23 protein-coding genes are annotated in these 25,334 nt (G+C 71.5%); 4 read left to right on the forward strand and 19 right to left on the reverse strand.

The window, feature by feature from the left end:
- Nucleotides 1-14 precede the first annotated feature (14 nt).
- The 18 genes from G6N16_RS15335 to G6N16_RS15420 form a co-directional block, all read right to left on the reverse strand.
- Nucleotides 15-314: a YggT family protein gene (locus G6N16_RS15335; protein ID WP_083029752.1), complete on the reverse strand. Its 300-nt coding sequence runs from the start codon at nucleotides 312-314 to the stop codon at nucleotides 15-17.
- Nucleotides 315-401: 87 nt separating this feature from the next.
- A complete protein-coding gene (locus G6N16_RS15340) occupies nucleotides 402-1,037 on the reverse strand; it encodes a cell division protein SepF (RefSeq protein ID WP_083029753.1) in 636 nt (211 codons plus the stop codon).
- The gene (locus G6N16_RS15345; protein WP_110810758.1) at nucleotides 1,034-1,882 is read right to left on the reverse strand and encodes a YggS family pyridoxal phosphate-dependent enzyme; all 849 of its coding nucleotides are present in this window, start codon (nucleotides 1,880-1,882) and stop codon (nucleotides 1,034-1,036) included. The genes G6N16_RS15340 and G6N16_RS15345 overlap by 4 nt, the downstream gene beginning before the upstream one ends.
- Nucleotides 1,879-2,631 carry a peptidoglycan editing factor PgeF gene (gene pgeF / locus G6N16_RS15350; protein WP_083029755.1) on the reverse strand — a complete coding sequence of 251 codons (753 nt, stop codon included), beginning with the start codon at nucleotides 2,629-2,631 and terminating at the stop codon, nucleotides 1,879-1,881. The genes G6N16_RS15345 and pgeF overlap by 4 nt, the downstream gene beginning before the upstream one ends.
- An 80-nt stretch (nucleotides 2,632-2,711) precedes the next feature.
- Nucleotides 2,712-3,887 carry a cell division protein FtsZ gene (gene ftsZ, locus G6N16_RS15355; RefSeq protein WP_083029756.1) on the reverse strand — a complete coding sequence of 392 codons (1,176 nt, stop codon included), beginning with the start codon at nucleotides 3,885-3,887 and terminating at the stop codon, nucleotides 2,712-2,714.
- A 255-nt stretch (nucleotides 3,888-4,142) separates the two neighbouring features.
- Complete coding sequence (locus G6N16_RS15360; RefSeq protein WP_272937578.1) at nucleotides 4,143-5,066, reverse strand: cell division protein FtsQ/DivIB; 924 nt, start codon at nucleotides 5,064-5,066, stop codon at nucleotides 4,143-4,145.
- Nucleotides 5,063-6,514, reverse strand: coding sequence for a UDP-N-acetylmuramate--L-alanine ligase (gene murC, locus G6N16_RS15365; protein WP_083029758.1), 1,452 nt, complete (start codon nucleotides 6,512-6,514; stop codon nucleotides 5,063-5,065). Before murC ends, G6N16_RS15360 begins: the two co-directional genes overlap by 4 nt.
- Complete coding sequence (gene murG, locus G6N16_RS15370; protein WP_083029759.1) at nucleotides 6,515-7,654, reverse strand: undecaprenyldiphospho-muramoylpentapeptide beta-N-acetylglucosaminyltransferase; 1,140 nt, start codon at nucleotides 7,652-7,654, stop codon at nucleotides 6,515-6,517. It abuts the gene before it with no gap.
- Nucleotides 7,651-9,480: a putative lipid II flippase FtsW gene (gene ftsW / locus G6N16_RS15375; RefSeq protein WP_407663696.1), complete on the reverse strand. Its 1,830-nt coding sequence runs from the start codon at nucleotides 9,478-9,480 to the stop codon at nucleotides 7,651-7,653. Before ftsW ends, murG begins: the two co-directional genes overlap by 4 nt.
- A 101-nt stretch (nucleotides 9,481-9,581) precedes the next feature.
- Complete coding sequence (gene murD / locus G6N16_RS15380; RefSeq protein WP_083029801.1) at nucleotides 9,582-11,120, reverse strand: UDP-N-acetylmuramoyl-L-alanine--D-glutamate ligase; 1,539 nt, start codon at nucleotides 11,118-11,120, stop codon at nucleotides 9,582-9,584.
- Nucleotides 11,121-11,131: 11 nt separating this feature from the next.
- Nucleotides 11,132-12,211: a phospho-N-acetylmuramoyl-pentapeptide-transferase gene (gene mraY / locus G6N16_RS15385; RefSeq protein WP_083029760.1), complete on the reverse strand. Its 1,080-nt coding sequence runs from the start codon at nucleotides 12,209-12,211 to the stop codon at nucleotides 11,132-11,134.
- The gene (locus G6N16_RS15390; protein ID WP_083029761.1) at nucleotides 12,208-13,746 is read right to left on the reverse strand and encodes a UDP-N-acetylmuramoyl-tripeptide--D-alanyl-D-alanine ligase; all 1,539 of its coding nucleotides are present in this window, start codon (nucleotides 13,744-13,746) and stop codon (nucleotides 12,208-12,210) included. The genes mraY and G6N16_RS15390 overlap by 4 nt, the downstream gene beginning before the upstream one ends.
- Nucleotides 13,743-15,374, reverse strand: coding sequence for a UDP-N-acetylmuramoyl-L-alanyl-D-glutamate--2,6-diaminopimelate ligase (locus G6N16_RS15395; protein ID WP_083029762.1), 1,632 nt, complete (start codon nucleotides 15,372-15,374; stop codon nucleotides 13,743-13,745). Before G6N16_RS15395 ends, G6N16_RS15390 begins: the two co-directional genes overlap by 4 nt.
- A gap of 59 nt (nucleotides 15,375-15,433) precedes the next feature.
- Nucleotides 15,434-17,296 (reverse strand): peptidoglycan D,D-transpeptidase FtsI family protein, encoded by a 1,863-nt coding sequence (locus tag G6N16_RS15400; protein WP_083029763.1) that lies wholly within the window; start codon nucleotides 17,294-17,296, stop codon nucleotides 15,434-15,436.
- Nucleotides 17,293-18,393, reverse strand: a complete 1,101-nt coding sequence (locus tag G6N16_RS21615) for a cell division protein FtsL (protein ID WP_083029764.1) — start codon at nucleotides 18,391-18,393, stop codon at nucleotides 17,293-17,295. The genes G6N16_RS15400 and G6N16_RS21615 overlap by 4 nt, the downstream gene beginning before the upstream one ends.
- Entirely contained in the window at nucleotides 18,390-19,526 is a 1,137-nt protein-coding gene (gene rsmH / locus G6N16_RS15410) for a 16S rRNA (cytosine(1402)-N(4))-methyltransferase RsmH (protein WP_234805758.1), read from the reverse strand. Before rsmH ends, G6N16_RS21615 begins: the two co-directional genes overlap by 4 nt.
- 82 nt (nucleotides 19,527-19,608) lie before the next feature.
- A complete protein-coding gene (gene mraZ / locus G6N16_RS15415; protein ID WP_083029766.1) occupies nucleotides 19,609-20,040 on the reverse strand; it encodes a division/cell wall cluster transcriptional repressor MraZ in 432 nt (143 codons plus the stop codon).
- A 257-nt stretch (nucleotides 20,041-20,297) separates the two neighbouring features.
- A complete protein-coding gene (locus G6N16_RS15420; protein WP_083029767.1) occupies nucleotides 20,298-20,690 on the reverse strand; it encodes an SCO2097 family morphological protein in 393 nt (130 codons plus the stop codon).
- A gap of 144 nt (nucleotides 20,691-20,834) precedes the next feature.
- Between G6N16_RS15420 and G6N16_RS15425 the strand changes: the two genes are divergently transcribed.
- The 4 genes from G6N16_RS15425 to G6N16_RS15440 all read left to right on the forward strand — a co-directional run bounded on the left by G6N16_RS15425 (nucleotide 20,835) and on the right by G6N16_RS15440 (nucleotide 24,907).
- Nucleotides 20,835-21,467 carry a GNAT family N-acetyltransferase gene (locus tag G6N16_RS15425; RefSeq protein WP_083029768.1) on the forward strand — a complete coding sequence of 211 codons (633 nt, stop codon included), beginning with the start codon at nucleotides 20,835-20,837 and terminating at the stop codon, nucleotides 21,465-21,467.
- Nucleotides 21,468-21,493: 26 nt separating this feature from the next.
- The gene (locus G6N16_RS15430) at nucleotides 21,494-22,177 is read left to right on the forward strand and encodes a DUF3153 domain-containing protein (protein ID WP_165756821.1); all 684 of its coding nucleotides are present in this window, start codon (nucleotides 21,494-21,496) and stop codon (nucleotides 22,175-22,177) included.
- A gap of 69 nt (nucleotides 22,178-22,246) precedes the next feature.
- Complete coding sequence (gene idsA2, locus G6N16_RS15435; protein WP_083029770.1) at nucleotides 22,247-23,344, forward strand: bifunctional (2E,6E)-farnesyl/geranyl diphosphate synthase; 1,098 nt, start codon at nucleotides 22,247-22,249, stop codon at nucleotides 23,342-23,344.
- A gap of 6 nt (nucleotides 23,345-23,350) precedes the next feature.
- Entirely contained in the window at nucleotides 23,351-24,907 is a 1,557-nt protein-coding gene (locus G6N16_RS15440; RefSeq protein ID WP_083029771.1) for an alpha-(1->6)-mannopyranosyltransferase A, read from the forward strand.
- On the opposite strand, the gene G6N16_RS15445 is transcribed toward G6N16_RS15440, so the two are convergent.
- Complete coding sequence (locus G6N16_RS15445) at nucleotides 24,876-25,280, reverse strand: Rv2175c family DNA-binding protein (protein ID WP_083029772.1); 405 nt, start codon at nucleotides 25,278-25,280, stop codon at nucleotides 24,876-24,878. The two genes, G6N16_RS15440 and G6N16_RS15445, sit on opposite strands and share 32 nt — an antisense overlap.
- Nucleotides 25,281-25,334 lie beyond the last annotated feature (54 nt).

Here is a 25,334-nt window from a genome sequence, read left to right on the forward strand (position 1 = left end):
GGCGCCCGGTTCGCTCAGCCCAGCCGGGCCGCGGTGTCGAAGCAGACGTTCATGCCGATGAACACCGCCACCAGCAGCACCATGATCGATAGGTCCAGCCGGATGTTTCCGATGGTCAGCTGGGGAATCAATCGACGCAGCAGTTTTACCGGCGGATCGGTCAGGGTCAGCACGAACTCCAGGATCACTACCACTGCACCCCGGGGCCGCCAGTCCCGGCTGAACGCCCGGATGAATTCGATGACGATCCGGGCGATGAGCAGCAGCCACAGTAGAAACAGCACGAAGCCCAGAATCAGAAACAGGTCCGCCACGTAAAACGTCCTTCGGCCGGGGATGCGAAACGGCGATCGGCCGGGACCTGCGGGCCCCGGCCGATGTAAGCCTACCGATCGATGAGGCTACTGATTTCCGTAGAAACCGTCGGCCATCCGGCGCCGCTGCTCGGGGGTGACCTCCACATCGGCCGGAGACAGCAGGAACACCTTGGTGGCAACCTTGTCGAAGGAGCCGCGCAGGGCGAAGGCCAGGCCGGCGGCGAAGTCGACGAGCCGCTTGGCGTCGGCGTTGTCCATGGTGACCAGGTCCATGATCACCGGGGTGCCGTCGCGGAACCGCTCCCCGATGGTGCGCGCCTCGCTGTAGTCCTTGGGGCGCAGCGTGGTGATCTTGGCCAGCGCACTGCCCTCGTCGAACATCTGCTGCATGCGGCGCGGGTCCATGGCCAGGGCGCCGCGGGTCGAGCCGCCGCCGCGCAGCGGGGCGAACCGCTGAGCCGGGGCCGGGTGGTCGTAGTCGCGACCGTAGCGCGGATCCTCGTCGTACCCGCCGCGGTAGCCGGCCGATGCGTACTCCGGCTCGCGGCGGTCCCGCGGGTCGTGGTCGTAGTCGGCTTCGTAGCGCTCGCCCCGGTCGTAGCTGTCGCCGCGACGGCCGTAGCCGCCGCGCGACGACCGGTCGTCGTCGTAGTACTCGTCCTCGTAATCCTCCAACGGGGCCATCCCGAAGTAGGCCTTGACCTTGTGCAACGTGCTCATTGCGATGACCCTTCTCGAAAGAGCGGCGGACCCGGTGACCGATTCCGTGACCCTGCTGGCGAATCTGGTAGGTGTGATGAAGATGTGACTGGAGTGACAACTGACGGTGACGTTAGCGGGCGCTGACCCAGAAGCGCGGTACCGACACGCAGACAAGTCGAACCGTGTTTGACGGCAACTTCCAGATCCCCCGACATCCCCGCGGACAACCCGACCGCCTCGGGATGACGGTCGCGCACCCGGCGGTGCACCTCGGCCAACCGCGCAAACGCCGCATCGGGGTCTGCGCCCCGCGGCGGGACGGCCATCAGGCCGGCCAACCTCAGAGTGGTTGCGGCGCCGACCCGGTCACACACCGCGTCCACCGCGCCGGTGTCGCCGGCGTCGATGCCGCCGCGGGCGGTGTCGCCATCGAGGCTGAGCTGGATGTAGACGCGCAGCGGCGCGCCGCGATGGCCCGCATCCAGCGCCTCGCCGGCCGCGCGGTCCAGCGTGTCGGCCAGCCGCAGTCCGTCCACCGAGTGCACCGCGTCGGCCCAGCCGGCGACCGAGCGCGCCTTGTTGCGCTGCAGCCGGCCGATCATCTGCCAGCTCACCTCGGCGGGCAACCGGCCGGCCAGTTCGGCGATCTTGGCCCGGGCCTCCTGGTCGCGCGCCTCGCCGAAGGACCGGCATCCCTGGGCCGCCAGCAATGCCACATCGGAGGCCGGGAAGAACTTGGTGACCGGCAGCAGCTCGATCTGGGCCGGGTCGCGCCCGGCGGCCTCCGCAGCGGCGGACACGCGTTGCCGCAAGGCCGCCAGCGCCTCGGCCAGCTGCGTGCCGCGCTCGGTCGGCGAGGTCACTGCATCCACACGACCGACGCCAGCCGGCCGGTGGGGGCGCCGCGCCGGTGGCTGAACAGGTCGGTGTCGGCTACCGTGCAGCGCGGATCGACGGCAACCGAACCGAGGCCCAGATCGCCGAGCTGCCTTGCGATTCCGGCTCGTAGATCCAGACCCGGGGTGCCGGCCGCGGTGCGCACCCGACTGCCCGGGAGTGCCGCCTCGACGTCGTCGGCCATCTCGGCGGGCACTTCGTAGTTGGCCCCGCTGACCGCCGGTCCCAGCCACGCGGTCATGTCGGCGACCTGCGCACCGGCGGCGACCATGGCCTCCACGGTGCGCGCGACGATGCCCTTGGCCGCACCGACACGGCCGGCGTGCACGGCGCCGATGACTCCGGCCTCCTCATCGCCCAACAACACCGGCACACAGTCGGCGGTGATCACCGCCAGCGCCAGCCCGGCGGTGGTGGTGATCAGCGCGTCGGTGTCGTCGACGGCGGTGCCGCGGGGTTCATCGACGCGCACGACGGCGTCACCGTGCACCTGGTTCATCCAGATCAGATGGTCGGGCGCCACACCGATGGTGTCGGCCAACCGCCGCCGGTTGGCCGCGACGGCCGCCGGATCGTCGCCGACGTGGTCGCCGAGATTGAAGGTGTCGAACGGCGGTGCCGAGACACCGCCGGCCCGGGTGGTGCTGACCCGACGGATGGTATGCGGCGGTCCCGGCTTCGCCTCGGCTCCGCCGGCGCGCGCCCTATCCCGCATGTCTCATCCAAACCTCAGTCGCCCACCAACTCCGCCGAGCCTCGCCGAACCGCCCGATGGTATGCGGCACGGCCGGAGGATCAGTGCCGCATGAACGGCGGGACGTCGACGTCGTCGTCGTCATCGCCGCCGCCGACACTGACCGTCGCGCCGTTGGTGTGCAGTGAGGCGCTGGCCGCGGCGGCCGGCTCGAACACCGAGGACGTGACGCCCGGGCCGAGGTTTCCGGCCCGCGCCGAGGTGAACACGGCGCCACCGGGCGCGGCGGCCGGCGTCGCCGCCAGGCCGGGGGCCGCCTTGCGGTGCACGGTGCCGGCCTCGAACCCGGCCGCGATGACGGTGACCCGCACCTCGTCGCCGAGCGAGTCGTCGATGACGGTGCCGAAGATGATGTTGGCATCGGGGTGCGCGGCGTCCTGCACCAGCGAGGCGGCCTCGTTGATCTCGAAGAGGCCGAGGTCGCTGCCACCGGCGACGGACAGCAGCACGCCCTGGGCGCCCTCCATCGACGCCTCCAGCAGCGGCGAGTTGATGGCGATCTCGGCGGCCTTGAGCGCCCGCCCGTCGCCGCGCGCGGCGCCGATGCCCATCAGGGCGGTGCCGGCGCCGCTCATCACGCCCTTGACGTCGGCGAAGTCCACGTTGATCAGGCCCGGGGTGGTGATCAGGTCGGTGATGCCCTGCACACCGTTGAGCAGCACCTCATCGGCGCTGCGGAACGCGTCCATCAGCGAGACGGCGGCGTCGCCCATCTGCAGCAGCCGGTCGTTGGGGATGACGATGAGGGTGTCGCAGCTCTCCCGCAGCGCGTTGATCCCGGTTTCGGCCTGGTTGGAGCGCCGCTTGCCCTCGAAGGAGAACGGGCGGGTGACCACGCCGACGGTCAGCGCACCGAGCTTGCGGGCGATGGTGGCCACCACGGGCGCACCGCCGGTGCCGGTGCCGCCGCCCTCACCGGCGGTGACGAACACCATGTCGGCGCCGCGCAGCAGCTCCTCGATCTCGTCCTTGGCGTCCTCGGCGGCCTTGCGGCCGACCTCGGGATCGGCGCCGGCGCCCAGGCCGCGGGTGGAATCCCGGCCGACGTCCAGCTTGACGTCGGCGTCGCTCATCAGCAGCGCCTGCGCGTCGGTGTTGATGGCGATGAACTCGACACCCTTGAGGCCCTGTTCGATCATCCGGTTGACGGCGTTGACGCCGCCACCGCCGATGCCGACCACCTTGATCACGGCGAGGTAGTTGTGCGGGGGGGTCATTGGTCGTCTTCCTCCCAGGGATATTGCTGCATTGACTCGGTCGAACCCCCCGCCAAAACCCTCAACCTCAACCATAGGCTTAGAGTTATGTCAAGTTGTTCCGTATGTTTTGGAACCGTAGGGCCGCTACCCGGCCGCGACGCGTAGGCGCGCCGGTGTGTCCCCCGAGTTTTTCGCCACGTCCCGATCCGCGCCGCAGGGCCCCGGCACGCGGGTGACCACGGTGGCCGGCGGGGCCGATGAGACCCGTGGGGCCTACTTGACGGTGGCCAGTTCCGGGCTGGACACGTCGTAGCTGCGCCCCGGCACCGTCAGCAGGGCGGCCAGCTTCTCGGCCTTCTCCTGACTGCGATCGGTGCTGCCCCACACCACCACCCGGCCGTCGGTCAGCGTGAGGGTCACCGCGGCCGCCGTCGGCGCCGCCACCCGGCCCACCTGGCCGGCGATCTCCGGGCGCAGGGTGGTCAGCACCTCCAGCGCCGCCCGGGTCGACGGGTCACCCGGGCCCGGGTTCTCCACGTCGAGATAGGGCAGACTCTGCGCCGGGTCCTCGCTGCCGAAATCCACCCCGACGCGGTCGTAGACGTGCGGGCCGTCGGGAAAGTCGCGCATCGCCACCGGAATTCGCTCGGCGATGGTGATCCGCACAGTGGACGGATACTCGCGCTGCACCCGCGCGCTGGCCACCCGCCGGATCCCGGCCACCCGCGCGGCGACCGCATCGGTGTCCAGCTGCAGCAGTGGCAGGCCGTGGGGCACCGCCGCCACATCGAGCACCTCGTCGCGGCCGACCGCCTGGGTGCCGAACACGTCGACCGAGCGCACCGACATCAACGGCGTGAAGTACAGCACCAGCCCCAGGCCGACGACCAGCACCGCCGCCAGGACTGCCCACACCAGCGCCTTCAGTCCGCGCACCACCCCGCGCGACGGCGTCCGGTGCGGTTCCACCGACGCCGCGTCGGCCTTGCGCTTGGCCTCCAGCCGGGCGCGCTCCAGGGTCCGGGCCCGTTCGGACAGCGCCCGGCGCTCGGCGCGTTCGCGGCGTTCCCGCCGGCGCGGCCCCTCGAAGTCCGCACCCGCCGAATCCTCCTCCGGCCCGGCGTCCTGCTCGGCCTCCTGCGCGGCTTGTTGCCCGGCGAGGTCGTCGGCCGCGTCCGGATCCGGCTCGTCGCTCACCACGACGCCCCGGGCGAACGACCCGCCCGATCGGCCAGGGCCGCGAGGATCTCCGGACCCAGCAGGGTCACGTCGCCGGCGCCCATGGTGACGACGACGTCACCGGGCTCGGCGGCCTCGGCGACCCGGGCGGCCACCGCCGAGAAGTCCGGCAGGTACGCGACCGGGACGGTGACCTTCTCGGCGATGGTGGCACCGCTGACCCCGGCGATCGGCTGCTCCCGCGCGGCATACACGTCGAGCACGAAGACCCGGTCCGCGCCGCTGAGCGCCGCGGCGAACTCGTCGGCGAAAGTCTTTGTGCGGGAATACAGGTGCGGCTGGAAGACGGCGAGAACCCGGCCGTCGCCGGCCTGCTCGGTGACGGTCCGCAGCGCGGTGAGCACCGCACGCACCTCGGTCGGGTGATGGGCGTAGTCGTCGAACACCCGGACGCCGTCGGCGGTGCCGACCAACTCGAATCGGCGCCGTACCCCCTCGAAGGTCTCCAGGCCCTCCAGCACCAGATCCACCGGGGCTCCGGCCTCCCGGGCCGCCAACACCGCGGCCAGCGCGTTGAGGGCCATGTGCCGGCCGGGCACCGCCAGTCGCATCGCCCGCGGATGCGTCTCCCCCGCCAGCGCGATCTCGGCGACCGCGCCGGTGCCCTGCTGCACCCAGCTCAGCAGTGTCGCGGCCGGTTCCGGCCCGTCCGGGTCGGGGCGGCTGCCGTAGGGCAGCACCCGAATCCCGCGGGCGGCGGCCCGGCGCGCCAGGGCGGCGGCGCCCGGGTCGTCGGCGCAGACCACCAGCGCACCGCCGTCGACGATCCGGTCGCAGAAGGCGTCGAACACCTCGGTGTACGCGTCGGCGCTGCCGAAGAAGTCCAGGTGGTCGGCCTCGATGTTGGTCACCACCGCCACGTCCGGGTGGTATTCCAGCAGCGATCCGTCGCTCTCGTCGGCCTCGGCGACGAAGATCGACCCGCTGCCGTGGTGCGCGTTGGTGCCGGCCTCCCCCAGGTCGCCACCGACGGCGAAGGATGGATCCTGACCGGCGTGCTGCAGGCCGACGATCAGCATCGACGTGGTGGTGGTCTTGCCGTGGGTACCGGTGACCAGCAGGCTGGTCGACCCGGCCATCAGCTTGGCCAGCACCACCGGCCGCAGGATCACCGGGATTCCGCGCCGCTGCGCCTCGACCAGCTCGGGGTTGGTCTTGGGGATGGCCGCGTGGGTGGTGATGACGGCCGTCGGTCCCCCCGGCAGCAGGTCCAGCGATGACGCGTCGTGACCGATGCGCACCAGCGCGCCGCGGGCGCCGAGGGCCCGCACGCCGCGGGACTCCTTGGCATCGGATCCGGACACTAGGGCGCCGCGGTCCAGCAGGATGCGCGCGATTCCCGACATGCCGGCTCCGCCGATGCCGACCATGTGCACCCGGCGCAGTTCTTCGGGCAGCTCAGCCATCTAGGACCTCCCCCGGCCGGCCAGCTCCAGTGCCGCGCGGGCCACCCGGTCGGCGGCATCGCGGTGCCCGGCGGCACCGGCGGCTGCGGTCATGGCGGCGAGCCGGTCCGGATCGGCCAGCAGCCCGCCGACGGTGTCCGACACCAGCTCCGGAGTCAGGTCGGCGTCGTCCACCAGCAGGGCGCCGCCGGCGGCGACCACCGGCAGCGCGTTGAGTCGCTGTTCCCCGTTGCCGATCGGCAGCGGCACGTAGACCGCGGGCAGCCCGCCCGCCGACAGTTCGGCCACCGTCATCGCCCCGGACCGGCAGATCGCCAGGTCCGCGGCGGCGTAGGCCAGATCCATCCGGTCCAGATAGGGCACCGCGACGTACGGCGGATCGCCGGGACCACGGTGCGGCAGGTCCAGGGTGTTCTTCGGGCCGTGGGCGTGCAGCACCGAGATACCGCGGCCGGCCAGGTCGGCCGCCGCGCCGGAGACCGCACGGTTCAGCGACGCCGCACCCTGGGAGCCGCCGAAGACCAGCAGCACGACGGCATCGTCGGCGAAACCGAAATGCTCACGGGCCGAGGAGCGCAGCGCGGCCCGATCCAGCGTGGTGATCGCCGAACGCACCGGCATCCCCACCACCTCGGCGCCGGGCAACCCGCAGTCGTCGACGGCGGCGAGCACGCGATCGGCCATGCGCGCGCCGACCTTGTTGGCGATACCGGCGCTCGCGTTCGCCTCGTGGATGAGCACCGGCACCCGGCGCCGGCGCAGGCCGCGACGGGCGGCGAGGTAGGCCGGCAGGGCGACATAGCCGCCGAAACCGATCACCACGTCGGCGTCGACGTCGTCGAACACCGCGCGGGTTTCGCGCACGGCGCGGCGCACCCGCAGCGGAAGCCGGGCCAGGTCGGCGTTGAGCTTGCGCGGCAGCGGAACCGGGGTGATCAGCCGCAGGTCGTAGCCCCGCTTGGGCACCAGCCTGGTCTCCAGACCGCGTTCGGTACCCAGCACGGTGATCCGCACATCGGCGCCGCTGGCGCGCAGTGCGTCGGCCACGGCCAGGGCCGGTTCCACGTGTCCCGCGGTGCCGCCGCCGGCGAGCACCACCGAAACAGCGCCCCCGGGGTTGGGGTTACCCGCGTCGTTCACCCGTAACGATGACCTTCCAGTGTGGGCACGCCGCGCGGTTGACGGTGTCCGGCCGGCGGCGCAGCCCTGCGATTTCCCGCTCCGGCGCCGCGCCGCGGCGTCGCGGCGGCCCGCGCGGAACGGTCCGTGGCGACCTTAGCGGATCGCTGTGCTTTCGCCCGTCCGGACCGGCCCGCGGCGGTTGCACCACTGTGTTCGGCGGCCCGCCGGCGCGGGCGGGGTGGTTGTTCGTCGCGGCGGGCCCGTGCCGGTTCCCGTTCCCGGCGCGCGGTGGGTTCCCTGCGGGCGGGATCCTTGCGGGCCGGTTGCCGGCGGGCCGGCGCAGCCGGGCGCTTCTTGGCGGGCTTGCGCGGCGGGGCGGGTTTCGCCGGTGCCGCGGCGCGGGGCGCCGGTTTCCTGATGCGTGCCGCGGCCACCGGGTTGGGCTGGAACACCTCGGGCGGCGGCAACCGCAGCACCCGGGTCATGGTGTCGTCGCGACCGGCCCGCAGTGCGGCGACGGCGTCGGGTTCGTGCCGGGCGGCGTTGGCCATCAGCCCGATCATCAGCAGGGTGGTGGCCGTCGAGGTGCCGCCCGCCGATATCAGTGGCAGCTGCACACCGGTCACCGGCAGCACACCGATGACGTAGCCGACGTTGATGAACGCCTGGCCGATGATCCACAGCGTGGTGGTGGCGGACAGCAGCCTCAGGAACGGGTCGTTGGACCGCCGCGCGATACGCATCCCGGTGTAGGCGAACAGCCCGAACAGCAGCAGCAGCCCGAAGGCGCCGACGAAGCCGAGTTCCTCGCCGATGATCGCGAAGATGAAGTCGTTGTGGGCGTTGGGCAGATAGTTGTACTTGGCGGTGCCCTGGCCCAGGCCGGCGCCGAAGAAGCTGCCGTTGGCCAGCGCCATCTTCGACTGCCGGGCCTGATAGCCGATGCCCTGGGCGTCGGCGGAGGGGTCGATCCACGAGCGCACTCGGTCGGAGCGGTAACCGGCGGACACCGCCATCACCGCGGCCACCGCCAGCGCCGCCGACAGCGACGTGACGAACACCTTCAGCGACAGCCCGGCGTACCAGAGCAGGCCGAGCAGGATGATCGACATCGAGACGGTCTGGCCGAGGTCGGGCTGCACCACGACCAGGCCCATCGCGATGACGGCCGCCGGGATCAGCGGGACCAGCATCTCGCGCAGCGACGCGTGTTCCATCCGCCGGGTGGCCAGCACATGGGCACCCCAGATGGCCAGGGCGATCTTGGCCAGCTCGGAGGGCTGCATGGAGAATCCGGCGACGACGAACCAGCCGCGGGAGCCGTTGGAGTAGGTGCCGATGCCCGGGATGAGCACCAGGATCAGCAGGATGACGCTGACGATGAAGCCGGGTAGGGCGAGGCGGCGCAGCACCCGGATCGGGATGCGCACGGCGGCGTAGAAGGCGACCAGGCCGACGATGGTCCACAGCACCTGCTTGGCGAAGATCATCCACGGGGTGCCGTCGGAGTCGTAGGAGTGCACGCCCGAGGCCGAGAGCACCATGATCAGGCCCAGGCTGACCAGCAGGGCGGAGACCGCGACGATCAGGTGGAACGACGTCATCGGCCTGCCGAGCCAGTGGCCGAACTGGTTGCGCAGGTGCAGTACCGCGCGCGCCTTGGTCTCCGCGGCCGGGGCCTCGACGGCCGTCGCTTCCACCTTCTTCTCGGCTTTCTTCTTCGCGGCTTTCCCGCGGGCCTTCCCGCCGGGCTTCTCCTCGGCCGGCTCGGTGGCGTCGTCGGTCGTGTCGTCGTCGGTCACAGCGTTTTCAGTCGTGTCGTCGTCGGTCGGGTCCTCGGCAATCGGCGACCCGGCAGCCGCGGCGTCGCCGTCGGCGTCCGGGTCGGCCGGCTCGAGGTCGTCGACGTGCTCGGCGGCGACCTCGGGATCCGGGGTGTCCACGGCTACCGGCCGAGGTCGGCGACGGCGGCGGCGAAGGCGTCGCCGCGCGCGGCGTAGCCGGTGAACTGGTCGAAGGACGCCCCGGCGGGGGCCAGCAGCACGGTATCTCCGGGTCGGGCCAGTTCGCGGGCGGCGCCGACGACGGCCGTCATGATGTCCGGGCCGGTCACGGCTCCGGTCACATTAACAACATGAGTCACACCAGACTCAGAAGTCTCTTGCACCCCAGCATCCTCCCCCGTCACAACGTGGATGACGGGAACATCCGGGGCGTGTCGTGATAACGCCTTGGCAACCACGTCGCGGTCGCGGCCGATCAGCACAGCGCCGGCCAGCCGGCCGGCGACCCGGGCGACCAGCTCATCGACCGAGGCGCCCTTGAGCAGACCGCCGGCCACCCACACCGCCCGCTGGTAGGCCAGCAGCGACGCCTCGGCGGCGTGCGGGTTGGTGGCCTTGGAGTCGTCGACGAATGCCACGCCGTCGATGACGCCGACGAGTTCGGCGCGGTGCCGGCCGACCTCGAAGGCCTCCAGGGCCGCGGCGATGGCATCCGGGGCGACGCCGACCGCCCGCGCCAGCGCCGCGGCGGCCAGCGCGTCGAGGACCCCGACCGGGCCGGCGACGGTGATCACGTCGGTGCGGGCCAACGGGGCCGCGTCGGCGAACGCCCGGTCGACCAGCATCCCGTCGGACACCCCGAGCTGCCCGGGCTGCGGCTCGTCGAGGGTGAAGCCCACCTTCACCGGGGCGGGTGCCTGCTCGAGCAGGTCCCGGGCCGTCGGATCGTCGATCCCGGCGACCGCGACGCGCCCGCTCAGCGCGACCGCCTTGGCCGCGGCGTAGCCGGCCATCGAGCCGTGCCAGTCCAGGTGATCCTCGGCGACGTTGAGCACCGCGCCGGCCACCGGACGCACCGACGGCGCCCAGTACAGCTGGAAACTGGACAGTTCGATCGCCAGGAAATCGGCCGGTTCACCCGGCTGGGCGAGACCATGCGCCGGTCCCGGCTTCCCCTCGGCTCCGCCGGCACTCGCTGCGCTCGCACCACCTCCGCCGAGCCTCGCCGAACCGGCGAGCACATCGATGACCGGCCGCCCGATATTGCCGCACAGCGCGGCGCGGCGGCCGTCGGCAACCAGCATGGCGTGCAGCATCGAGGTGGTGGTGGTCTTGCCGTTGGTTCCGGTCACCACCAGCCAGCGCCGCGGCGGCCCGTAGTGCCCGGCGGCGTCGAGGCGCCAGGCCAGCTCGACATCCCCCCAGACCGGCACCCCGGCGGCCGCGGCGGCGGCCGGCACCGGCGCCTGCGGGGGCAGCCCGGGGCTGGTCACCACCAGGTCGAACTCGGCGATCCGGGCGGCCGCGGCCGCGGCGTCGAGCACCTCGACACCGCCGTGCGCGGCGTCGGTCAGCGCGTCGACGCGGTCGTCGGTCAGCACCGCCTGCACGCCGAGGGGTTCCAGGGCAGCCAGCACGGATCGGCCGGTCATCCCGGCGCCGGCCACCAGTACCCGGGCGCCCGGGCGCAGCGGTGGGATCGACACCACGCTCAGTTGCCGCTCGCCGAGAGCCACTCGCCGTAGAAAAGGGCCACCCCGAGGCCGCAGGCGATCGCCGTCAACAGCCAGAACCGGATGATCACCGTGGTTTCGGCCCAGCCGGCCAGTTCGAAGTGGTGGTGGAACGGCGCCATTCGGAACACCCGCCGCCCGGTCGTTCGGAAGGCCACGATCTGCACCACCACCGAGACGATCTCGGCGACGAACAGGGCGCCCAGGACCACGGCGAGGACCTCGGTGCGGCTGGTCACCGAGAGCCCGGCGATGATGCCGCCCAGGGCCAGGGAGCCGGTGTCGCCCATGAAGATCTTCGCCGGTGCGGCGTTCCACCAGAGGAAGCCGATGCAGGCGCCGGCGGTGGCCGCGGCGATCAGCGCCAGGTCCAGCGGGTCGCGCACGTTGTAGCAGCCGGCCTCGTGGGTCTCCGTGCACGGGTTGCGGGACTGCCAGAAGGTGATGATCACGTAGGCGCCGCCGACCATGGCCATGCAGCCGGCCGCCAGGCCGTCCAGGCCGTCGGTGAAGTTCACCGCGTTCGACCAGGCCGACACCAGCACCACCACGAACAGCACGAACAGCACCGGCGGCAGCGCGACGGTGGCGATGTCGCGGACGTAGGACAGCTGGGTGCTCCCGGGAGTCAGACCGTGCGAATTGGGGAACTGCAGCACCAGCACGCCGAAGATCACCGCGGACGCGATCTGCCCGAGGGTCTTGGCGGTCTTGTTCAGCCCCAGGTTGCGCGACCGGCGGATCTTGATCAGGTCGTCGGTGAAGCCGACGGCGCCCAGCGCGGTCGCCAGCCCGAGCACCAGCACCCCGGAGGCCGACGGCCCGGAGTCGCCGAAGGCCATGCCCACCAGCTGGGCGACGAGGTAGCCGGCCCAGATGCCGGCCACGATGGCGACGCCACCCATGGACGGGGTACCCCGCTTGGTCTGGTGACTCGGCGGGCCGTCCTCACGGATCTCTTGGCCGAAGCCCTGTTTGGTGAACAGCCGAATCAGCACCGGTGTCAGCAGGATCGACACCGCCAGGGAGATGCCGACGGCGACCAGGATCAGTCTCATTTGCGGTCATCTTCTCCCATGCCGTCCCCGAACCCGGTATCCGGGTCGGCCACCAGCGCCTCGGCCAGTGCGCCCAGCCCAGCGGCGTTGGACGCCTTCACCAGTACGACGTCGCCCGGGCGCAGTTCGGAGCGCAGCAGTTCCAGCGCGGTATCGGCGTCGTCGACACCCACGGCCTCCGAACCCCAGGACCCTTCCATCACCGCCCCGTTGAACATCGCGCCCATCGACCTTCCCTTCCCGACGACGATAAGCCGGGCGACATCGAGTCGGACCGCCAATCTGCCGATCCGATCATGCTCGGTGATCGCATCGTCACCGAGTTCACCCATCTCCCCGAGCACCGCGACGGCGCGGCGCCCGCCGGGCGTCCCGGCATCGGGCTGGCGCGCCATCCAGGCCAGGGCCTTGAGCCCGGCGGCCATGGAGTCCGGGTTGGCGTTGTAGGCGTCGTTGATGACGGTGACGCCGTCGGAGCGGGTGCTGACCTGCATGCGGCGCGCCGAGGCCGGGCCGGCGGCGGCCAGCGCGGTGGCCAGTTGCTCTCCGGTGGCGCCGCATTCGAACGCCACCGCGGCCGCACACAGCGCGTTGGACACCTGGTGGTCACCGTGCACGGCCAGGGTGACCTCGACCGGCGGGGCGTCGGCGCGGCGCAGGGTGAACCGCGGGCGGGCCAGCTCGTCGAGCACCACATCGGAGGCCCACAGGTCGGCGTCGGCGCGGGCGGACCGCGACACCCGCACCACCCGGGCCACAGCGCGCTCGGCCATCGCCGCCACCGCGGGATCATCGACGTTGAGCACCACCGCGCCGCCGGGTGGCACCGCGGCCGCCAGCTCGCCCTTAGTCTCGGCGATGGCCTGCCGCGAACCGAACTCCCCCAGGTGCGCGGTGCCGACGTTGAGCACCACGCCGATGTCCGGGCGCGCGATGTCGGCGAGCGCGGCGATGTTTCCCGGGTGCCGCGCGGACAGCTCCAGCACCAGGAAGTCGGTGTCGGTGGTGGCCCGCAGCACCGTCCACGGGTGGCCCAGCTCGTTGTTGAACGATCCCGGCGGGGCGACCACCGAGCCCAGCGGCGCCAGCACCGCGGCCAGCAGGTCCTTGGTGGAGGTCTTGCCCGACGAGCCGGTGACGCCGATGATCCGCAGTCCGCGGCCGGCGAGCCGGCGGGCGACCTCGGCGGCCAGCAGCGCGAGCGCGGCAAGGACCGCCGCGCCCGCACTTTCCCGGTCGTGTTCGAGTGCCCCGGAACGGCTTTCGCCGGTCACCGGTGCGGCGATGACGGCCGGCACGCCGACCGGTCGGGCCGCCAGCACGGCCACCGCGCCCGCGGCGATCGCCGGGGCAGCGTGGTCGTGGCCGTCGACCCGGGCCCCGGGCAGCGCGAGGAACAGCCCGCCCGCCGTGACCGCCCGGGAGTCGAATTCCACGGTGCCGGTCACCCGGGTGGCCGCGGCGGTGACCGGGTCGATGTCCGACAGCGTCCCGCCGACGATCTCGGCGATCTCGGCAACGGTCAGTTCGATCATCCCGGCGCCTCCCCGGATACCTTGGTGTCCAATGCTCTTCGGAGCTCTTCCCGGTCGTCGAACGCGCGGGTGTGCCCGGCAGCGGTCTGCCCGGTCTCGTGGCCCTTGCCGGCGATGAGCACCACGTCCCCGGGCCGTGCCCAGTGCACCGCGGCGGCGATGGCCGCGGCCCGGTCACCGATCTCACGGACCTCGACACCGGGCTTCTCGCGCGTGCCGGCGAGCACCTCGGCGCGGATCACCGCCGGGTCCTCGTCGCGCGGATTGTCGTCGGTGACGATCACCAGATCGGCCCGTTCGGCGGCCGCGGCGCCCATCGGTGCACGCTTGCCGGCGTCGCGGTTGCCGCCCGCACCGAACACCACGGCGATCCGCCCGGCGCCGGGGCTGTTGCGCAGGGTGTCCAGCACCGCGCTCAGCGCCCCGGGCTTGTGCGCGTAGTCGACCAGGGCCAGGAAGTCCTGCCCGGCGTCGACGGGTTCCAGCCGGCCCGGCACCCGGGCCTCGCGCAGACCGGCGCGGGCCTGTTCCGGTGTGATCCCCAGCTGCGCCAGAATCGCCACCGCCAGCAGCGCGTTGGCGACGTTGTAGCGTCCGGGCAACCCGATGGCGATCCGGTGCCGGGCCCCGGACGGGTCGCGGGCGCCGAACTCCTGGCCGCCGGCACCGGTGGTTTCCACGTCGGTCACCGTCCAGTCGGCGGCGGCGTCGACGGCCACCGTCACCGGGTCTGCGGCCCGGGCCGCCATCGCCGCACCGGCCTCGTCGTCGACGCAGATGACCGCGGTGCGCGCGTGGTCGGCCGCGGCCGGGTCGAACAGCCGGGCCTTGGCCTCGAAGTAGTCGGCCATGGTGGGGTGGAAATCCAGGTGGTCGCGGGACAGGTTGGTGAACGCACCGACGGCGAACTCGACGCCGTCGACGCGGCCCAGTTCCAGTGCGTGGCTGGACACCTCCATCACGACGGTGTCCACGCCGCGCTCGGCCATCACCGCCAGCAGGGCCTGCAGCGCGGGCGCCTCCGGGGTGGTCAGGGCGCTGGGCACGTCGACGCCATCGATTCGGACGCCGACCGTGCCGATCAGCCCGACGACCCGTCCGGCCGCCCGCAGCCCGGCCTCGGCCAGATAGCTGGTGGTGGTCTTGCCGGAGGTCCCGGTGATGCCGACGACCTGCAGCCGTCGCGACGGGTTGTCGTAGACGCGGGCCGCCAGCGCGCCGAGTACGGCACGCGGATTCGGCACCGTCAGCAGCGGGACCCCGGCGGCGGTGCCCCGGAGACGGTCGGCACCCACCGGGTCGGTGAGGATGGCGGTCGCGCCGCGGGCCAGGGCATCGGCGGCGAAATCGGCGCCGTGGGCGCTGGACCCGGGCAGCGCCGCGAACAGATCGTGCGGCCGGGCTTCCTGAGCCCGCAGCGTCACGCCGGTGATCCGGACCCCGAGATCCGGCGGTTCGGCGATGCTCGGCGGAGTGGATGCGAGCGAAGCGAGTGGCCGCGGAGCCGAGGGGAAGCCGGGACCGCCGTATAAACCCTGCGGTTCCGGCGGCGCCGGAGAGCCCACCAGAGCGGCAAGCTCACCCAAGCCCACACCCGCGACGTGTTCGGGGCGCAGCGGTGAGGGCATCGGGTCAGCTTACTGAGCAGCCGGGCCGTTTGCGTTACTCGGTGCGGCCGTCGGGTGGCTCAGGTCGCCTGCAGGATCAGCGGCGGGCCGGGATCCGGCGAGAGCGGCACGTTCTCGCGCTGCATGAGCCACGAGGCGATGTTGTGGAACAGCGGCGCGGCCGAGTGTCCCGGTGTGCCGTCGGGGTTGCGGTCCGGGGCGTCCATCATGATGCCGACGACGTAGCGCGGGTTGTCGGCGGTGGCGATCCCGGCGAAGGTGATCCAGTAGACGTCGCTGTAGTAGCAGCCGCACGCGGGGTTGATCTGCTGGGCGGTGCCGGTCTTGCCGGCCATCTGGTAGCCCTCCACCGCGGCGGGCGACCCGGTGCCCTGCTGATAGCCCATCGGGTCCTTCTGCACGACGGCGCGCAGCATGTTGCGGACGGTGCGTGCGGTCTCCGGCGACACCACCCGGACGCCCTCGGGCCGGCGCTCCTCGGTGCGGGTGCCGTCCGGGGCGATGGTGGCCTTCACGATGCGCGGCGGCATCCGCAGGCCGTCGTTGGCGATGGTCTGGTACATGCCGGTCATCTGCAGCAGGGTCATCGAAAGACCCTGGCCGATCGGCAGGTTGGAAAAGGTGCTGCCCGACCACTGATCCATCGGCGGCACCAGTCCGGCGCTCTCGCCGGGCAGGCCGACGCCGGTGCGCTGTCCCAGCCCGAACTTGCCGACCATGTCGGCGAACCGCTCCGGACCGACGCGCTGCGCGATCATCAGTGTGCCGACGTTGGAGGACTTCCCGAGGATGCCGGTGGTGGTGTACGGCATGGTGCCGTGGTTCCAGGCGTCGCCGACGGTCACCCCTCCCATGTTGATCGAGCCTGGAACCTGAAGCACCTCATCGGGATTAGTGAGGCCCAGTTCGATGGCGGTGGACATGGTGATGATCTTGTTGACCGAGCCCGGTTCGAACGGGGACGACACCGCGAGGTTGCCCATCTGCCGGTCGCCCTGGCGCCCGAGGTCCTGGGACGGGTCGAAGGTTCCGTCGTTGGCCATGGCCAGCACCTCGCCGGTGTGCGAATCGAGCACCACCGCCGAGACGGTCTTGGCACCCGAGAGATCCTTGGCCTGCTGAACCTGCTGTTGCACGTAGTACTGAATGTCGTTGTCCAGCGTCAATTGTACGGTCGAACCGTTCACCGCGCTGTGCTTGTTGCGGTAGCTGCCGGGGATCACCACACCGTCGGAGCCGCGGTCGTAGGTGATGGAACCGTCGGTGCCGGCCAGCACCGAGTCCATCGAATCCTCCAGGCCCAGCAGGCCGTGGCCGTCCCAGTCGATGCCGCCGACAATGTTGGCGGCCAGTGCGCCGCCGGGATACTGGCGCAGGTCCTGGCGTTCGGTTCCGACCTCCGGGAAATCCTTGACGATGGCGGTGGCGACGGCCGGGTCGACGGCCCGGGCCAGATAGACGAACGTCTCATCGCTGCGCAACTTCTTCAGCAGGGTCGCGGCGTCCGGGGTGTTGTCGAGCTTGGCCGCAACACCTTTGGCGATCTCGTTGAGCCGCTGGTCGACCTCGGGTGCGGCCGGCGATTTGGCGCGGGCCTGCTCGAGTTGCTTGCGGATCCGGGGCGGCTGGAAGGTCAGCGCCCGGGCCTCGACGGTGAAGGCGAGTTTGGCGTTGTTGCGGTCGACGATACTGCCGCGCACGGCCTGCTCGACGTCGGTGACCTTGAGCTGGCTGGCGGCCTGGGCCCGCAGCTTCGGTGCGCCGGGGACCTGCAGGTAGAACAGCTGGCCGCCGGCGACCAGCAGCGCCCCCACCATCACGATGTTGCCGACCCGGCTACGGAAGGCGAAACCCGCTGTCCGACCCATGGTTTCGGTGACCGCCCGGGTACGACGGGCCGCGGCCGGGCGCTCCTGGCTCATCGACCCACTCCCGGCGCCGTCGGGACACCCGGTTGCGGGATGACCGGCGCGGCGGGCACGGCCACCGGTGCCGGTGCGATAACCGGCGCGACGGCCTCGGCCGCCGGTCCGGGGGCGGCGCCGGTGGCCGCGTGTTCCTGGGGCACCGCAGCCGTCGGCGCAGCGGGTGCGACCGGCACCGGCACCTCGGCGGCCGAGGCGGCCGGGGCGGCGGCTTCCGGAGCTCCGGCCACCGCGGCGGCCGGAGCCGGCGTCGGTACCGGTGTGGGAGCGGGCGCGGTCGTCGGCGCGATGACGACGGGGACCGGGCGCTCCGGCGAGGCGACTGGACCGGGAGCCGGGGCGCGCACCGGTGCCGGATTCTCGTCGGGCAGTTTCACGTTCAGCGGCGGCGGAGCGGCACCGTCGGCCGGCTTCGGGGTGCCGACGACGACCCAGTTGCCGTTGTCGTCCTGCACCAGGTGGGCGGTGTTGTTCGACGGCACCATGCCCAGCCCGCGGGCGGCCTCGGCCAGCGCCGGAGCGGCTTGGGCCTCCAACACATCACGCTCCAGCGCGTCCTTCTGCTGCTGCAGCGCCTGATTGACCTGCCGCGCATTGCCCAGCTGGTAGGCCCGCTCGGCGGCGTCGGTGGACAGCCACAGGGTCACCGCCAGCCCGACACCGAGCGCGCCGATGACCAGCACCACGAACGGGACCTTGGCGGCCAGGGCATGCGGACGTAGATCGATCTCGGATAGCCGGTTGGCCAGCCGGACCCGCAGTGGAATGCGAACCAGCTTGGGCGCCTTGGCCTTCCGCGCCTTTGCGCGAGCCTTGGCCTGCCCGGAGCTCTTGGCCCGGGTCGGCGCCGGGTTCGGCGTGGTCCGCGGCCGTCCCGGCTTCCCGCGGTTGTCCCGCGCGGCGTCGGCGCGAGAAGCCTTGGCCCGCACCGGCTTGACCCGCGCGGGTGCCTCGCCACGCCGCCGGGCAGCAGCCGCGCCGGCACCCTCGGCACGCCGCGGGCGTTGCGGTGCAGCGCCTCTGGCTCCGGAACGCCGCGGTGCCCGCTCGCCGGCGACGTCGGCCTCGGCCCGGGGCCCGCGCCTGGTGCTCATGATCGTTCCTCGTCTGTCAGTCTGGCCACCGCTCGCAACCGCACCGGCGCACTGCGCGGGTTGCGTTCGATCTCGGCGGCGTCGGCGCGCTCGGCGCCGCGGGTGAGCGTGGTGAATTCCGGTCCGTATCCGGGCAGTTCCATCGGCAGGCCCTCCGGCGTGCGGTTGGCGGTCGCCGCCGCGAAGGCGTTCTTGACGATCCGGTCCTCCAGCGACTGGTAGGCCATCACCACCACCCGGCCGCCGGGCCTGGTGGCCGCCAGCGCCGCGGGCAGTGCGGCGCGTAGCGAGTCCAGTTCACCGTTCACCGCCACCCGCAGGGCCTGGAAGGTGCGTTTGGCCGGATGGCCCCCGGTGCGCCGGGCCGGCGCCGGGATCGCTTGGTAGAGCAGTTCGACAAGTTCGCCGGTGGTGCGAAACGGTACGGTCCGGCGACGGCGGACCACTGCCGCGGCGATCCGGCCGGCGAACTTCTCTTCGCCGAATTCACGCAGGATCGCGGCGATTTCGCCTTGCTCATAGCTATTCAAGATATCCGCTGCGGTCAGCGAAAGCCGGTAATCCATGCGCATGTCGAGCGGCGCGTCGACCGAATAGGCGAATCCGCGCTCGGTGCGATCCAGTTGCATCGAGGAGACGCCGAGGTCGAACAGTATCCCGTCCACTGAATTCGTTGCCGGATAACCGGATTCGGCCAGTGCGCGGGCGATTTCGTCGTACCGGGCGTAGACCGCCGTGAAGCGGTCGCCGAACGGCGCCAACCGGTCCGAGGCGATCTCCAGGGCGCTGGGGTCGCGGTCGAGGCCGATCACGCGCACCCCGGAAAACCGTTGCAGGATCGCCTCGGAATGGCCCCCGGCGCCCAGGGTGGCGTCGATGACCACCGCGCCGGTGCCGTCGTCGGACACCGCGAGCACCGCCGGCGCCAGCAGATCGATGCACCGGTCCAGCAGCACCGGGATATGACCGAAGCGTCCCGGGTCGTTCGTCACCGTGACTCCTCCGCATCTGATCCGTCGCCGCGCCCGTGCACCGAGGTCCCTGCCCGAATGCGTGGACCTGACGTTGGGGAAGTACGCCAGGGCCGGTTCGGGCAGAGACCGCGACGCGCGGGTCGCGGTGGTCCCTGCCACCGGTGCTTCGACCGGGTCCACCTCCGTCTCGTGTTCGGTGATGCCGCCGCCGATGGCGTCGGCGACATCGTGGGCGATGCGGTCAAATGATGTCGCGGAGTGCTTCATCGCTGGCCGCGGAGTAGTTCTCTTCGTGGGTCTGCTGGTAGTCCGCCCAGGCCTCGGCGTCCCAGATCTCCAGGTAGTCGACCGAGCCGGTGACCACGCATTCCTTCGACAGTCCGGCGTAGCGGCGGTGGTCGGCGGACAGGTTGATCCGGCCCTGGGCGTCGGGCAGCTGCTCGTCGGTGCCGGCGGCCAGGTTGCGCAGGAAGGCGCGGGCCTCGGGGTTGGAGCGCGACGCGGTCGCGGCGCGACGGGCGAGATCGGTGAACGCCTCCCGCGGATACACGGCGAGGCTGTGGTCTTGACCCTTGGTGACCATTACCCCTCCTGCCAGTGTCTCGCGGTACTTCGCGGGCAAGGTCAACCGCCCCTTGTCGTCGAGCTTGGGCGTGTAGGTACCGAGGAACACTCGACACCTCCCCGCTCGTCCTCGGGAGCGCCGGGCCGGGTCCCGTTGGTCCGATCGCTCCGTTGAGCACCACGATACCCCACATTCCCCCACTCCGCTCCATTTGCATCCACCGTTTTGGTGTCACGCCCCACTTTTTGCCCCACGGTCCACCCCCTTCCCCACTGGGGAGCCATCACGCCGGGTGCAGGCATGAAAAAAGCCCAGGTCACAGACCTGGGCTTGATCGAGCTGGAAGGTGGGGGGAGGTGGGAGGCTCAGTCCTCGAACCGCCGGCGGAACCGGTCCTCCATGCGGTTGGAGAACGATCCGCCGTGGCCCTTGCCCCGACGCGCGGAGCCGACCGGGCTGGCTGCCGGCTTGTCGGCCAGCCGCGGACCGGTGATGGCGAACACCACGCCGCCGAACATGACCACGAATCCCAGCACGCTCAGAACCAGAAACGCGGGATTCACGCTCGAGTAGAACGCGACGCCGGAGACCAGCATCGCTATCCCGATCACGAACAGCCCGGCACCCTGCAGCCGGCGTCGCGCCGACGGAGCGCGCAACGTGCGTCCACGGACACTCGATGCGAACTTGGGGTCTTCGGCATAGAGAGCGCTCTCGATCTGATCGAGCATGCGCTGCTCATGCTCGGAGAGTGGCATCTTTCCCCTCCTTGCCGGTGCGGTCGGTCTGGTCAATGATACGAGCAGAATCCGGCCCGTACCACCAACTTCATCGCCCAGTCTAGCCCCCACCGCCAGGTGTGCGGAGCGCGAGTCGGCAGCCGTCGGCGATAATGGTCGGCGATGACTTTCGGCAAGGGTGTTTCGAACGCGACTCGGCTGTACCTGGTCGATCTGACATCCGAGGAACTGCAGGCCCGACTGATCGAGGCCCTCAACGTCTACGTGGAGGCGATGGGGTATCCGCGCGGCACCGAGGAGTTGCGGGCCTGGATGTGGCTGGACCACGCGCGCCGACCCGGCTGGCAGGCCGTCGGCGCCGTCGAACTCGACCCGGCCGGCGCCGATGCGACGCCGTCCCCGGCGCAGATCGCCGCGGGCCGGCTGGTGGGCATCGGCTACGGCTACCGCGGTGCTCCCGATCAGTGGTGGCAGCAGCAGGTGGCCGCCGGTCTGCGCCGCAGCCAGGTGCCCGAGGAGACCGTCGCGGCCCTGCTGAACAGCTATTTCGAGCTCACCGAACTGCACATCAGACCCGGCGCGCAGGGCCGCGGCCTCGGCGAGGCGCTGGCCCGGCGGCTACTGGGCCGGCGGCCGGAGTCCAACGTGCTGCTGTCCACCCCGGAGATCGACGCCGAGGACAACCGGGCCTGGCGGCTGTACCGGCGGCTCGGCTTCACCGACGTCATCCGCGGCTACCGGTTTCCCGGCGATCCGCGCCCGTTCGCCGTCCTCGGCCGGTCCCTGCCGCTTTGACCGCGCTGATCTGGCACCATGACCGGGTGCGCACCCCGAGACGGTTCCGACTGCTGGCGCTGGCGGTGCTGCTGCTGGTGGCCGGGCCGCTGCTGTCGGGGTGCGTCCGGGTGCGGGCCTCCCTCACGGTGGCCGCCGACGACACCGTTTCCGGCTACATCATGGCCGCGGCCAAGCCGCGCGACGGCAACGACCCCGGACCCCAGTTCCAGCGGAACCTGCCGTTCAGCCAGAAGGTGGCTATCAATAAGTACGACCGGGACGGCTACGTCGGCTCCGAGGCCGTCTTCTCACACCTGACCTTCGCCGAGGTCCCGCAACTGGCCAACATGAACAGCGAGGCGGCCGGCGTCGACCTGTCCTTCCGCCGCGCCGGGGACCTGGTGATCCTGGAGGGCCGGGTCGACCTGACCGCACTGTCCGGCGACGACAACGAGGTCAAGCTCAGCGTGGCCTTCCCCGGTGAGATCACCAACAGCAACGGCACCCGGGTCAGCGGAAGCACCGTGGAGTGGCAGCTCAAGCCGGGCATCGTCAACACCATGAGCGCCCAGGCCCGCTACACCGACCCCAGCACCCGCTCGTTCAACACGGCCGCCACCTGGATGGGCCTGTCCGCGCTGGTCGCCGCGGCGGCGGTCGGTGGGCTGGCCTGGTCGCTGCGCGATCGCTCCGCCCGCCCGGGCCGCCCCGAGCCCGTCACCGACTGAGGGCACCGCCCGATAGTCTTCAACCACGGCCCGATCCGGATCCGAGCAGAAGGGGGCGGTGCCCTGAGCGTGCACGCAGCGGTACCGAGCGTCGCCGAGCTGGCCGACGCTGTCACCGACGAGCTACGGAGCTACCTGGCGACCCGGCGCGGCGACGCCGCCCACATGGGCACCGACTACGCCGGGCTGATCGGCGCACTCGAAGAGTTCGTGCTGCGCGGCGGCAAACGCGTGCGCCCGGCATTCGCCTACTGGGGCTGGCGGGCCGTGGTCCCCGAGCGCCCCGACGGCACCGCTCCCCCGTCCGACGACGTCATGCCGCTGTTCGCGGCGCTCGAGCTGCTGCACGGCTGCGCCCTCATCCACGACGACGTCATCGACGCCTCCGACACCCGCCGCGGCATGCCGACCGTGCACGTGCGCTTCGCCGAGCTGCACCGCGCCAACGGCTGGCGGGGATCGCCCGCACAATTCGGGCTGTCGGCCGCGATCCTGCTCGGCGACCTGTCACTGGTCTGGGCCGACGACCTGGTGTCCAACCGGGACTTCGACGCCGACACCCGCCGGCGCATCCAGAGGATCTGGGCCGCCATCCGCACCGAGGTGCTCGGCGGCCAGTACCTCGACATCGTCGCCGAATCGACCCCGGAGCACTGCATCGACGCCGCGATGACGGTCAACACCTACAAGACGGCGTCCTACACCGTGACCCGGCCGCTGCAGCTGGGCGCCGCCGCGGCGGCCGACCGCCCCGATGTGCAGCAGTTGTTCGGCCAGGTCGGCAATGATCTCGGGGTGGTGTTCCAGCTGCGCGACGACGTCCTGGGTGTCTTCGGCGACCCGGCGGTCACCGGCAAGCCGTCGGGCGACGATCTGCGTTCGGGCAAACGCACCGTGCTGCTGGCCGAGGCGATCGACCGGGCCGCGGCCACCGATCCGGCCGCCCAGCGGCTGCTGCAGGACTCCATCGGCACCGATCTCACCGACGGCGACGTCCGGGAACTGTGCGCGGTGATCGAATCCGTCGGCGCGCTGGCGGCCGTCGAGGACCGCATCGACATGCTCACCAACCGCGCCGTGGACCGGCTGGCCGGCGCACCCATCAACCCGGTGGCCGTCGCCGGCCTGACCACGCTGGCCCGGATGGCCGCCAACCGCACCGCCTGATCAGCCATGACACCCCCGGAAACCGGAACCCAGCCCGCCGCACTGCGCACCGCGTGGCGGCGGCTGACCGAATTCGCCCGCTCCGACGACGGCCGGCCCGCCGTGCTCGGCCTGTTCGGCGCGCTGGCGATCACCGCGGGCGGCCTGGGGGCCGGTAGCACCCGCATCCACGATCCCCTGCTGGAACACCTGCACCTGTCCTGGGTGCGCTTCGGCCACGGACTGGTGCTGTCGTCGGTGTTGCTGTGGGGCGGTGTCGCAGTGATGCTCGCCGCCTGGCTGTGGCTGGGCCGGCGCGCCCTGACCGGGACGACCACCGTCACCACCATGATCGCCACCACCGGCTTCTGGCTGGCGCCGATGCTCGCATCGGTTCCGCTGTTCAGCCGGGACACCTACTCCTACCTGGCCCAAGGCGCGTTGCTGCGCGACGGTTTCGATCCCTACGCCGTCGGCCCGATCCACAACACCAACGTGCTGCTGGACAACGTCAGCCCGATCTGGACGACGACGACGGCCCCCTACGGCCCGGCGTTCATCCTGGTGGCCAAGTTCATCACCCAGATCACCGGCGACAACGTGGTGGCCGGGGCGATGCTCCTGCGGCTGTGCATGCTGCCCGGGCTGGCGCTGCTGATCTGGGCCACCATCCGGATCTCCCGGCATCTCAACGCCAACGCCGCGACCGCGCTGTGGGTCTGCGTGCTCAACCCCCTGGTGCTGATCCACCTGATGGGCGGGGTGCACAACGAGATGCTGATGGTCGGCCTGATGACGGCCGGCATCGCGCTGATGTTCGGTGACCGGCCGGTCTCCGGCATGGCGCTGGTAGCGCTGGCCACCGCCGTCAAGGCCACCGCCGGGGTGGCCGCGCCGTTCCTGGTGTGGGTGTGGATGCGCCGGCTGCACCGCAACCGCGGATACGCCGACCCGGTAGCGTTCGTCGTCGCCGGGGTGAGCTCCGTGCTGGTCTTCATCGGTGTATTCGCGGCGGCGTCGCTGGCGGCCGGGGTCGGGCTGGGCTGGCTGACCGCGCTGGCCGGTTCGGTCAAGATCATCAACTGGCTGACCGTCCCGACCGCGGTGGCCAACCTGGCCAATGCGATCGGCGGCCTGTTCACCACGGTGCAGTTCTACGCCGTCCTCGACGTGGCCCGGATCGTCGGCGTGGCGATCATCGCGATGGCGCTACCCCTGCTGTGGTGGCGCTTTCGGCGCACCGATCGGCAGGTGCTGACCGGGATGAGCTGGGCGATGGTGGTGGTGGTGCTGTTCGTCCCCGCGGCGCTGCCCTGGTACTACTCCTGGCCGCTGGCCGTCGCCGCGCCGCTGCTGGCGTCGCGGCCCGCGCTGGCCGCGGTGGCCGGTTTCTCCACCTGGGTGATGGTGATCTTCAAGCCCGACGGCAGCCACGGCATGTATTCCTGGCTGCACGTGGCATTGGCGACGGCCTGCGCGTTGGGTGCCTGGTACTACCTGTCGCGCAGCGACGAGGAACTCGCCGGGCTGCGCGCCTCGGTCCTCGGCGGGACTAGAAGGCGCTCGCCTGCGCCCGGCGCATAACCTCGCGCGCCTGATGTGACCGCAGGGCGTCGACCGGGCGCGAATTGGCCACCTTCTCCGAGAAACCGTCGACGGTGACCGTCAACGACTCGTCCGGGGTGAACAGCCAGCGCAGGATCTCGGTGTCGCTGTAGCCGCCGTCGTAGAGCACGGCCAACAAACCGTTGAGATGCTTGACGACCTGGCCGCCCGGGGAGAAGAACGCCGTCGGGATCACCGGAATTTTGTTGCGCCGCACCGCCACCAGATGGTGTTCCCGCAGCTGCTGATGCACCTTGGTGATCGGGATGCCCAGCAAGTCGGCGACTTCCGGCAGGGTGTACACGGGTTCGTCGGGGTCCAGAACGTCCTCACCGGCGGGAATGCTGCTCACCGGGCCCAGTGTAGGGCGGCGTTGCCGCGTTCGGCGGCTGGTGGGCCCCTACGA

This window comes from Mycolicibacterium insubricum (assembly GCF_010731615.1).
Lineage (GTDB): Bacteria > Actinomycetota > Actinomycetes > Mycobacteriales > Mycobacteriaceae > Mycobacterium > Mycobacterium insubricum.

Coding starts and splice junctions, on each gene's coding strand:
- mraY (WP_083029760.1), bottom strand. CDS start 12,211: ATGAGACTGATCCTGGTCGCCGTCGGCATCTCCCTGGCGGTGTCGATC.
- G6N16_RS15340 (WP_083029753.1), bottom strand. CDS start 1,037: ATGAGCACGTTGCACAAGGTCAAGGCCTACTTCGGGATGGCCCCGTTG.
- G6N16_RS15390 (WP_083029761.1), bottom strand. CDS start 13,746: ATGATCGAACTGACCGTTGCCGAGATCGCCGAGATCGTCGGCGGGACG.
- G6N16_RS15425 (WP_083029768.1), top strand. CDS start 20,835: ATGACTTTCGGCAAGGGTGTTTCGAACGCGACTCGGCTGTACCTGGTC.
- G6N16_RS15400 (WP_083029763.1), bottom strand. CDS start 17,296: ATGAGCCAGGAGCGCCCGGCCGCGGCCCGTCGTACCCGGGCGGTCACC.
- G6N16_RS15395 (WP_083029762.1), bottom strand. CDS start 15,374: ATGCCCTCACCGCTGCGCCCCGAACACGTCGCGGGTGTGGGCTTGGGT.
- G6N16_RS15420 (WP_083029767.1), bottom strand. CDS start 20,690: ATGCCACTCTCCGAGCATGAGCAGCGCATGCTCGATCAGATCGAGAGC.
- murC (WP_083029758.1), bottom strand. CDS start 6,514: ATGGCTGAGCTGCCCGAAGAACTGCGCCGGGTGCACATGGTCGGCATC.
- pgeF (WP_083029755.1), bottom strand. CDS start 2,631: ATGCGGGATAGGGCGCGCGCCGGCGGAGCCGAGGCGAAGCCGGGACCG.
- G6N16_RS15440 (WP_083029771.1), top strand. CDS start 23,351: ATGACACCCCCGGAAACCGGAACCCAGCCCGCCGCACTGCGCACCGCG.
- G6N16_RS21615 (WP_083029764.1), bottom strand. CDS start 18,393: ATGAGCACCAGGCGCGGGCCCCGGGCCGAGGCCGACGTCGCCGGCGAG.
- ftsZ (WP_083029756.1), bottom strand. CDS start 3,887: ATGACCCCCCCGCACAACTACCTCGCCGTGATCAAGGTGGTCGGCATC.